This is a genomic window from Ramlibacter cellulosilyticus, assembly GCF_014297465.1.
Lineage (GTDB): Bacteria > Pseudomonadota > Gammaproteobacteria > Burkholderiales > Burkholderiaceae_C > Ramlibacter > Ramlibacter cellulosilyticus.
In genome coordinates, this window is sequence record NZ_JACORT010000019.1 from 1 (window position 1) to 8,895 (window position 8,895).

Consider the following 8,895-nt stretch of genomic DNA (forward strand, 5'->3'; position numbering starts at 1 on the left):
ATAGCGCGTCGTCGAACTCATCGCCTGGGATGTCTCCCATAGCGAATCGATCAAAGACGCTGACTAAGTCGCTACGCATGGCGGGGCGCTGCACGTGTGGTCTAACGTGAAGGTGACCGGCACGTTGCGGCAAGGCGCCGCGAGGTGCAGGATATCCAACGGCGCCTCGCGGCGCCTTGCCGCAACGTGTCCGAGTCGACCGACCTGTTAGACCGTGCGCAGCTCACCACCACAATACCCCTTGAGTGATTAAAACCCCCAAGGCGCCAACTAGTGCCCCGACAGCAGGGAAGTAGCCAATGTATTGGGCCGGCGAGACTCTCGTGAGGGCGTTGTGTACAAGCCCAAACGCCATGCCCGAAATGAAGAAAAGAGGAACAGGTAGCCACCACGGAAGATGAACAAACGTCCAGATGAATGTGGCGGTTGCGGCGGCAAATGCCAGGGGCACCATTCCGGCCATGAACGCCGAGCCGGCAATCCCGAGCTGGGTGAAGAGGGACGGCTTGTCCCAAGGGTGCAGGTTTCGGAGCATGGCGCCGGCGCGCCAAGTGACGTGAGCGGCCGCGAAAGCGCACACGCCGAGTGCACTGGATTGAAACACGACGTTGTCCACGGTCTAACGCAGAGGTGACCGGCACGTTGCGGCAAGGGGCCGCACGGTGCACGATTTCCAACGGCGCCGTGCGGCCCCTTGCCGCAACGTGTCCGAGTCGACCGACCTGTTAGATTGCATCAGCGCTTTTTCGCGGTCCTCTGCGTCAGAGCCGAGCCAGCCGCCGACTTGGAGGCAGCGCTCGTACGACCATCGCGCAAAGTCTTGGATGCTTTTGAGGCAGCCGGCGCCGAAGTAACCTTCTTCGGTGCGACTTGCGAAAGAGCGCTTCCTGCCGCCGACTTGGATGCACCGCCCGTGGACTTCGAGGACAACGTCCGGGATGCAGCCTTCGCCGCCTTGGCTCCGGTCACCTCGCCTCGTGCCGTGTTCTTGGCCGCAGCCGACTGCGCACGTGCCGCAAAGGTCCCTTTCGCGACACCGCCGCCAGAGGACTTTGCCGTAGCGCTCTGAACGCGAGCGGCCGCCCCAGGGGTCATCTTGGTGCCAGCGCTCTTACCGGAAGCTTTCGTTGCCATCTGCGTCTCCTGGTTGTTTGCCGCGAAGGTACAACGCTGCGCCGGACAATGCAATCTAACGTAAAGGTGACCGGCACGTTGCAGCAATGCGCCGCGAGGTGCAGGATATCCAACGGCGCCTCGCGGCGCATTGCTGCAACGTGTCCGAGTCGACCGACAAGTTAGGCATCACGACGCACCGGCTCCCGCAAGCAGTTCGATTGCAGCAGTGTGCCCTTTGCTCGCCGCGAGGCGCAACCACCGAATGGCGTCCTCCCTGCTCTCGGGATACTGGAGTAGGTGCTGCCCCAGCTTCCAACACGAAGAATCCAGCCCCGCCTCAGCGCACTCGCGAAGGAGCCCCACGGCCCCAGGAACGTCCTGAACTGTGCCCATACCGTGGTACATGAAGCTCGCCACCCAATGCTTCGCTTCAAGGAACCCGCCGGCCGCAGACTTTCGGTACCACTCAAGGGCAGCGGCCGGATCCCGGGGTGACTCTTCGTCCGCCAGGTGTCCGAGGTAGAACTCCGCCTGGTGGTCTCCGCCTGAAGCAAGGGCAAGAAGCTGCTCGCGGGCTTCAGCGGGGTGCAGGTCGTAGTAAATGTCCTCGGGACTCATCTCGTGAGGTCTAACGTGAAGGTGACCGGCACGTTGCGGCAAGGCGCCGCGAGGTGCAGGGTATCCAACGGCACCTCGCGGCGCCTTGCTGCAACGTGTCCGAGTCGACCGACCTGTTAGACGGCACTACACGGACCCCCAAAGATATAGGCCTTTTCCAGAGCCTTCTGCACGACGAGCGAGCGTGCGCAACGTATTGAGCGTCTCGCGTGCATGTACCGTGCCGATGTTCTTCATGTCGTCCGTTCCGGCCCAAGTCCCGGCGATTTCCTCCGCTTCAGCATCATTCATCTGAGCGAGTTTCACCACGAATCCGCGAGGAAACTGATGCAGCCAGGAGGTTCCAATGTCGCGCCCCACCAGTGCGAGTGCCATGGCTCTCCAGACCGCGAGGCGCTGGCGCAGCCGGCCGATGCCGCTCCGGGCATGAGACCAGAAGTAGAGGTCAGGAAGCGTGTGCACGTAGGGGTCGAATGGTTTCCTCTCCGCCACAGCCCACAGCACCTCAAATGAGACTGGTAGAAGTCCCTTGGCGTCGCCTCGCTCGTATCGGGGAGGCACAGCGTGCTCCAGCCGCCTCTCGAACCGCAGCGCATCACCGTGCTTAGCCACGAAGAGTTCGCACAAGAGTCCCATGGTGCGGTCTAACGTAGAGGTGACCGGCACGTTGCGGCAAGGCGCCGCGAGGTGCAGGATATCCAACGGCGCCTCGCGGCGCCTTGCCGCAACGTGTCCGAGTCGACCGACATGTTAGCCTGCATTGGGCACGATCTTCCAACCGACAAGGCTCGCGACCTGCCTCAAGGTGCTCGCCGTCTTCCGCCCGTGCGATGACCATCGGCGTGTGTGCCCCATATACCAGCCTGCCTGAAAATTGCCTCCAAGCCGCTGGTTCAATAACGCCAGTTCCACGGAATCCAGTTGGCTTAGTTCTCGACTTGCTGGAGCCGGCAATACAGTTCCTACACAAGCTAGGTAGGCGCTGCGCCCGCAAACCAGTATCGCGCGGTGAGTAGGCGTGATTTCTGATCGAAGGCGGGCCAGATTGTCAGGCGAGAGGGCATCAGCATCTAGTGGCGCGCAAAAGGCCCTCGGCTTCCCGGCAGGCCGCGGCCAGCGTGCAAACGCATTTGTACAGGTGATGTAGCGTGCCCGATCCTCCAGGAAGGCCGACTTTTGCACATGCCGTCTAGATTGGCCCGGCTCGCCGTTTCTCGGCCAAACAAATCGCTCGTGTGCGGATGCCCACGAAACTCCAGCAGCTCGAAGTGAGTGAAACACATTCGCCCCCTGCTGCCCGAACAACGGTACACCGGAGGCGGTTTCAGACGGGCCTGGCGCCTCGTTCACAAGCAGCACCGTGGCGGCCGCGTCGCCATGTGAAAGGACTGAGCACTGGTGATAGTCGACGGTCGGCATCATGCAGGCTAACGTAAAGGTGACCGGCGCGTTGCGGCAAGGGGCCGCACGGTGCACGATTTACAACGGCGCCGTGCGGCCCCTTGCCGCAACGTGTCCGAGTCGACCGACCTGTTAGACCCGCAGCGCACGCTAGCAGGCATACGACTCCACAAACCGCTCTCCGCCGGTAGGCAGACACGTGACTGAAGACGCACGGATTGAGAGGGCGACGCCATTCGCGAACTGTAGTTCGGCTGAGACGCTGCCGGAAGCGACATAGGGCAGCGGAACCAGGGAAAGTCGCTCGCTGCCAACACAGAGCTCGCCGTCGGAGAGTTTCCCCTGGCAGGAGCCGAGATCGCCGCTCCACTCCGCATCTCGAAAGGTGATCAGGAGTTCGGCAAGGTAGCCGGCCCCCGCGTCGACACCGGGCCGCCCATTCGAGCGATGGACGTAGGCAGCAGAGAACGTGAGCAGGAGGTCCGCCCCCGCTTTCTGAACTTCGCGAACCTCTGAGTCATGGAACTCCAGGGCCGCATTCTCGAAACGGTGCATCTTCTGCGGTCTAACGTAAAGGTGACCGGCGGACAGTAGGCAGGCGAACGCCGGCCGATAGGACGTCCGTGTCGACCGACAGGTTATGCAGGGACGTGGAGGAGGTCACCGAGCTGATGATACTGGCGCGACCTGGCGGAGGGAAGCAACGGCGTTACCACTAGGCGCACCGGCCGCGCCGAATGGAGGCTGTTCAAGCTGCCCAGGGGGAACGGCACCAAACCTTTGCAGCGCCAAACCAGCTGCGCCCAACCCTGCAGCCTACGAAGAGCGCACGAGGGTTGGCCCAAATCTCAATAGGAACGACAGCGCCCGCGACGGCGGTTCCGAGAGCCTTCGCAGCGGCCTTCGCGGAGGGAGCGCTCGCAAAGCCAACGCAGCGAGCAGACGCACGGCAAGAAGAAGCTACCAGCGGGCGCGGCGATGGAACTGCCGCAGCGCCTCCAAGCCAACGAGATCAGCGGCTTGACGCATAACGTGAAGGTGACCGGCACGTTGCGGCAAGGCGCCGCGAGGTGCAGGATATCCAACGGCGCCTCGCGGCGCCTTGCTGCAACGTGTCCGAGTCGACCGACCTGTTAGCCCTCAACATGCGGAAGTGCCCCCGTGAGAACGAACAGCCATTTGAGAAACCAGAACTTCAGCGGCCCTGCCGTCTTGCCGCTTGCATTCAGCACACGCAGCTTCACGCTGCCTCCCCGCGTGAACTGAAACGTATAAACCCGGAAGTGAGAAAACAGAAAGCCCGCGGAAGGGGTTCCGTGGAGCACAAAGTTCCGCGGAGAGACGGGCTGAAGAGAGCGATCGCCGTCCGTGACTTGGAAGGTTGCCTGCATCGACCTGCGACCGGGATATCGACAGGTCATCGAGACCTTCGGCTGGAGAGACGTAGGCTCGCGACCGACGTTTTCGATCTCGACGCGTACTTCGGTTGGGATTTCGCGCCCGCCCTTCGGATCGTACGTGTGCCCAAGCAGACGCACTCGCGGAGATGCCCGAGACCGCCAAGCCTTCACGATTACAACAATCAGGCCGACGACGCCTCCGCTGCCAAGGAGTACCTTGAACGGGTCTGCCAGGAAGACTGCGACGATGGCGTCCATTGAGGGCTAACGTAGAGGTGACCGGCACGTTGCGGCAAGGCGCCGCGGGGCGTACGCTTTTCCAACACGCCTCCCGGCGCCTTGCCGCAACGTGTCCGCGTCGACCGTTCTGTTAGACATCACCGTGCACAGACTGTGCATCATTCTCGGTCGACCAGGAATTTGGCCATTTCGTCAAACCCACTCACGAATGCGCAATTCGAGAAGTCACCTAGTCCGATTCGAGGATCAGAGAGGAGATTGCACAGCTTCCGGTCTGTGAACAAGGCGTGCGCAACCGGGAGCGCAGAAGCAGCGACCATAAAGTCGTTCGGATCTCCGTCTCGATACCGGCGCTTTGCATCGAACCGCATCAAGCCGTACAGTGCACTCAAAACGCGAAGTGTCGGCAATGCTCGTGATGCGGGCTTTTGATGCCAATGATATTGAGCATTGACAGCGTAGTTGACGATATCCTTCGGATCGAGCTCGATCCCTTCTTGGTCGAACCAAGTCGCGATGCAGCCCTTCAGCTCCAAGAAAATTCCAGTATTGAGGTTTACCACTTCCTGCTGATGCGCGTCCTTCCCGGCATTCAGGTCAGCAATGCCTCGCGAGTTGTCCCACTTGGCGCCAGGTGCGGAACTGGCCACTTGCAGCTGCACGGAGAACGGCAGGTCTGAGACGCTGTCAAAGAACGCCTTGTTGAAGGTCTCGTCATCTACATGGTCCCTGACAAATTCAGGGAGAGAAAACGCAGGAATTCCAAGCAACTCAATGGGACTGCATAGAAAGTCCGCGAGCTCGTCTGGCGTATCCAATGCGTTCCGCCGCAACTGGTGCAACTCGTGGCCGACTCGATCCTGAAAGGGAGCGATGCAGAATCCGTGAGAGAGCTCATCCACCAAGTCCGTAACGGCAGTCCGCGTGCCCGGATGCGTCATCGAATCCAGCTCGAAGAACGTCGGCAGCCCGATTGGAAATGCGAAAGCGTCCTTTTGCGCGGCGCGCTCAAGGGCCTCTCCGAATGCGACCATGGCGGGCGTCAGGTTTGGCTTCTTCTGACGATAGTCAGCCATGCACTTCCAGGCGTTCGTGTCGAGGTAGATCAGATCTCTTGCCTTCGCCCGATCGGCTCTCTCCTTGCGCCTCGTCCGAACGTGGGCAGCAAGAGTGACCTCCGGCCGATGCCGGTGCAGCTCGATGAGGTCATTCAAGCGAGCAGCGGCTGAATGAACGGCGGACTCGAGCGGTTGAGACATGAGGAGGCTAACTGTGATGTCTAACGTCGGAGTTGACCGGCACGTACCGGCAAGGCGCCGCAAGACGTAGGCTCCCGCGCACGGCTTGCGGCGCCTTGCCGGTACGTGTCCGCGTCGAACGACCTGTTAGGCCTCATATGGCAGTGATCATGTCGTGGATGACGTCGCGATCGGTGTAGCCCGAGATGATGCTCCAGCCGGCGAAAATGGACCACATGAACTGGGACAGCGGCTTCAGTTGATCCTCGCGGTCTGACCAGTGACGACTCCGCTGAAGTACTTCGGTCAGGTTGCGCAGGAGCCGGAAGGCCTCCTCGTCGGACACGTCGACAGAGGTCAGCACGAAGTCGACCTCGCCTCGAAAAGAATCCAGCTCGCGGACAATCGATCGAACGTATTCGTCAGTTAGCCCATTCAGTACCTGGTGCCAGCGATCTTGATCGGGTGCGACCGATGCGTTGAAGAAGTCCCTGAATTCCTTCTGGTTCTTGAGACTGTCGATCAGCGTTGACTCCGCCGGCTGGCTGCAGGCCCAAAGGAAGTGCATCAAACACTGCTCTTTGAGATCGTCATATCGCCGAAGAAGATGCGCCTTCAGGCGTCCCTTCTTCTGCCACTCCGGGAGGCGCACCACGAGCAGGTAAACAAAGAGACTGACGATGATGCCGACGGTGATGTCGAATGTGACCTGATTCCCGGTCGGGAACGGCTTCAAAAGAGCTTCAATCGGTGTGCCCTTGATGAAGTCAGGTCGCGGGTCAGAGCTTGACTTGAGCATAAGGACCACGCTCGCCGCAAACAGGGCCCACAGCAGCAGGTCAAGCGCATTTCGGCGGATGAAAGCCAACATACGTCCGGTGAGGCCTAACGCAAAGGTGACCGGCACGTTGCGGCAAGGGGCCGCACGGTGCAGGATTTCCAACGGCACTGTGCGGCCCCTTGCCGCAATGTGTCCGAGTCGACCGACCTGTTAGAGCTCACCGCCTTACGCCTCATAGGTCAAAGGGAGGCTGATCCGGATTGCTGGCCCGATCCATGCCATGGATCATCCGGCGGAACATCTTCGAGTCCTCTTCGAACGCAAGCAGGAACCCTGCACAGTGGCCACACGCGTTCATCAGAACGTGTGCATCAGGCGCTGCCTTCACCTCCTCCATCGCTGGAAACCCCGCGGCTTCACGGAAGTAGAGTTCCTTCACGCGCTTTAGCTTGCGCTCTCGCTCAGGCGAATTGAGTCGATGGGCCAACTCGTTTCGGAGAGTGTTAATCGCCGCGATCAGCTCCCATTCTCCAATGTTGTTCTTTCGAAGGGCTAGAGATCTCCCGATCAGAACCTTCTGGTTAAACGTCAGACGCGCGTCCTCCAGGTGCTCGCGGTGAAAGACGTACTGCTCAAGGATGCGATTGAGAGCTTCCTCGATTAGCAGGTGGCCTTTCAACAAGACGTGGACGGCTTCGTCCACCTGCGCCATTTCCTGGCGGAACCGCTCAACTGACTGATGAAGCACAGAGTCCATGTGAGTTCTAACGTAGAAGTGACCGGCGCCCGGCAGGAGCGAGCGCAGCGAGCGTACGAAGTCGGGCGTCCGTGTCGACTGCCAAGTTAGGCCTCAGCGCGCCGGCGGAGAGCTTCAAGCGCCAGATAGCCAAAGGACTTGCCGGTACCAGGAACATGAGCTGAGACTAACGTTTGCTCCGTCACATCGTCAAACTCGTCGAGTTCCACCACCTCGCGGTAGTCGCGCGAGAGCATCGCGGCGAGGTCCCAGAAGCGACCGGCGGTCGTCAGCCAAGTGCCCCGGAAGTACTGCCCTTCTTGCTCCGGCACTTCCTGCAACCTCACCAGAAGACCTGCGGTTGGATCGATGCCTCGCGACGCGAGAACCGACCGCAACCAGTTGACGCGCGACGGACGCATCTCGTACTCGGACGAAATCAGCCCGATCTGCTCCAACGAGCCGGCGTTCTGCTGCGAAACATCGCGCTGCGACGACATGAGGTCTAACGTGAAGGTGACCGGCACGTTGCGGCAAGGGGCCGCACGGTGCAGGATTGCCAACGGCACTGTGCGGCCCCTTGCCGCAACGTGTCCGAGTCGACCGACAAGTTAGGGCTCATCGACCACGAGGCTCTCAGGCCCGAATAGCCATCCCTCAGGACCGGAAAGAGCCGTTTGAGACCAGATGCACGCAGCGGCGTTGCCGTTCAGCAACCAGACGGATGCAAAGGGCGAGGAGACGGATGCACATGTCTCCCGGATGTCCACATACTGCTGGTCGTACGCGGGGAAGTTCAGGTAGACAAGTAGGTTCAGGTGGGACACGCGCCCGCCGTATCGGGTAAGTTTTTTCTCAATTGCTTCACGAATCCAGCGCGGCCCGTTCTCTGTTCCGTCGCTACAGTCCTCAAGCGTAGCCTTAGTCGATGCTTCCTTCTTGTACTCGTCTCCTCGCCGGCGGCCAGGCGCTTGGACCTCGGTGATCTGGAAAGGGTGCAAACCTCCGGCGGCCTCGAACTGGAAATCGGCATCAGACTGCTCGTCGTGGTCTTCAATGAGGATGTGGCAAGACCCAATGCCATGCGCATAGTGCCTGCCGAAGTGGGCGGCACACCAGAACTCCTGGGTCTTCTTGTGCTTCGGAGCGGTAAAGAACTCCTGCGGACCAACGCTCTCACGGATCTCCCGGTACTTAGCCAGGAGTTCATCCGGTGTGTAGCGAGGCGTTCGCATCGTGAGCTCTAACGTAGAGGTGACCGGCACGTTGCGGCAAGGGGCCGCACGGTGCAGGATTTCCAACGGCACTGGGCGGCCCCTTGCCGCAACGTGTCCGAGTCGACCGCCAAGTTAGGCCGCAAGCGCC

At 60.7% G+C, this 8,895-nt stretch carries 10 protein-coding genes; all 10 read right to left on the reverse strand.

Features of this window, described 5'->3' with window-relative positions; all coding sequences use genetic code 11:
- Positions 1 to 223: 223 nt before the first annotated feature.
- The 10 genes from H8N03_RS25835 to H8N03_RS25880 all read right to left on the reverse strand — a co-directional run bounded on the left by H8N03_RS25835 (position 224) and on the right by H8N03_RS25880 (position 8,831).
- Positions 224 to 616 (reverse strand): hypothetical protein, encoded by a 393-nt coding sequence (locus H8N03_RS25835; protein ID WP_187079132.1) that lies wholly within the window; start codon positions 614 to 616, stop codon positions 224 to 226.
- Positions 617 to 1,302: 686 nt separating this feature from the next.
- Positions 1,303 to 1,734 carry a tetratricopeptide repeat protein gene (locus H8N03_RS25840; protein WP_187079133.1) on the reverse strand — a complete coding sequence of 144 codons (432 nt, stop codon included), beginning with the start codon at positions 1,732 to 1,734 and terminating at the stop codon, positions 1,303 to 1,305.
- Between the two features lie 126 nt (positions 1,735 to 1,860).
- Positions 1,861 to 2,436: a hypothetical protein gene (locus tag H8N03_RS25845; protein ID WP_187079134.1), complete on the reverse strand. Its 576-nt coding sequence runs from the start codon at positions 2,434 to 2,436 to the stop codon at positions 1,861 to 1,863.
- An 849-nt stretch (positions 2,437 to 3,285) separates the two neighbouring features.
- Complete coding sequence (locus H8N03_RS25850) at positions 3,286 to 3,690, reverse strand: hypothetical protein (protein ID WP_187079135.1); 405 nt, start codon at positions 3,688 to 3,690, stop codon at positions 3,286 to 3,288.
- A 578-nt stretch (positions 3,691 to 4,268) separates the two neighbouring features.
- Complete coding sequence (locus tag H8N03_RS25855) at positions 4,269 to 4,793, reverse strand: hypothetical protein (protein WP_187079136.1); 525 nt, start codon at positions 4,791 to 4,793, stop codon at positions 4,269 to 4,271.
- 140 nt (positions 4,794 to 4,933) lie between these two features.
- Positions 4,934 to 5,989, reverse strand: coding sequence for a hypothetical protein (locus H8N03_RS25860; protein WP_187079137.1), 1,056 nt, complete (start codon positions 5,987 to 5,989; stop codon positions 4,934 to 4,936).
- 178 nt (positions 5,990 to 6,167) lie between these two features.
- Positions 6,168 to 6,956, reverse strand: a complete 789-nt coding sequence (locus tag H8N03_RS25865) for a hypothetical protein (protein WP_187079138.1) — start codon at positions 6,954 to 6,956, stop codon at positions 6,168 to 6,170.
- 70 nt (positions 6,957 to 7,026) lie between these two features.
- Entirely contained in the window at positions 7,027 to 7,551 is a 525-nt protein-coding gene (locus tag H8N03_RS25870; RefSeq protein WP_222623177.1) for a hypothetical protein, read from the reverse strand.
- An 86-nt stretch (positions 7,552 to 7,637) separates the two neighbouring features.
- Positions 7,638 to 8,093: a hypothetical protein gene (locus H8N03_RS25875; RefSeq protein WP_187079140.1), complete on the reverse strand. Its 456-nt coding sequence runs from the start codon at positions 8,091 to 8,093 to the stop codon at positions 7,638 to 7,640.
- Positions 8,094 to 8,141: 48 nt separating this feature from the next.
- Positions 8,142 to 8,831, reverse strand: coding sequence for a PDDEXK family nuclease (locus H8N03_RS25880; protein WP_187079141.1), 690 nt, complete (start codon positions 8,829 to 8,831; stop codon positions 8,142 to 8,144).
- Positions 8,832 to 8,895: the final 64 nt, after the last annotated feature.

What these genes read in the sequence shown, in the direction of transcription:
- H8N03_RS25840 (WP_187079133.1), bottom strand. Translation starts at nt 1,734, where the DNA reads ATGAGTCCCGAGGACATTTACTACGACCTGCACCCCGCTGAAGCCCGC.
- H8N03_RS25855 (WP_187079136.1), bottom strand. Translation starts at nt 4,793, where the DNA reads ATGGACGCCATCGTCGCAGTCTTCCTGGCAGACCCGTTCAAGGTACTC.
- H8N03_RS25850 (WP_187079135.1), bottom strand. Translation starts at nt 3,690, where the DNA reads ATGCACCGTTTCGAGAATGCGGCCCTGGAGTTCCATGACTCAGAGGTT.
- H8N03_RS25870 (WP_222623177.1), bottom strand. Translation starts at nt 7,551, where the DNA reads ATGGACTCTGTGCTTCATCAGTCAGTTGAGCGGTTCCGCCAGGAAATG.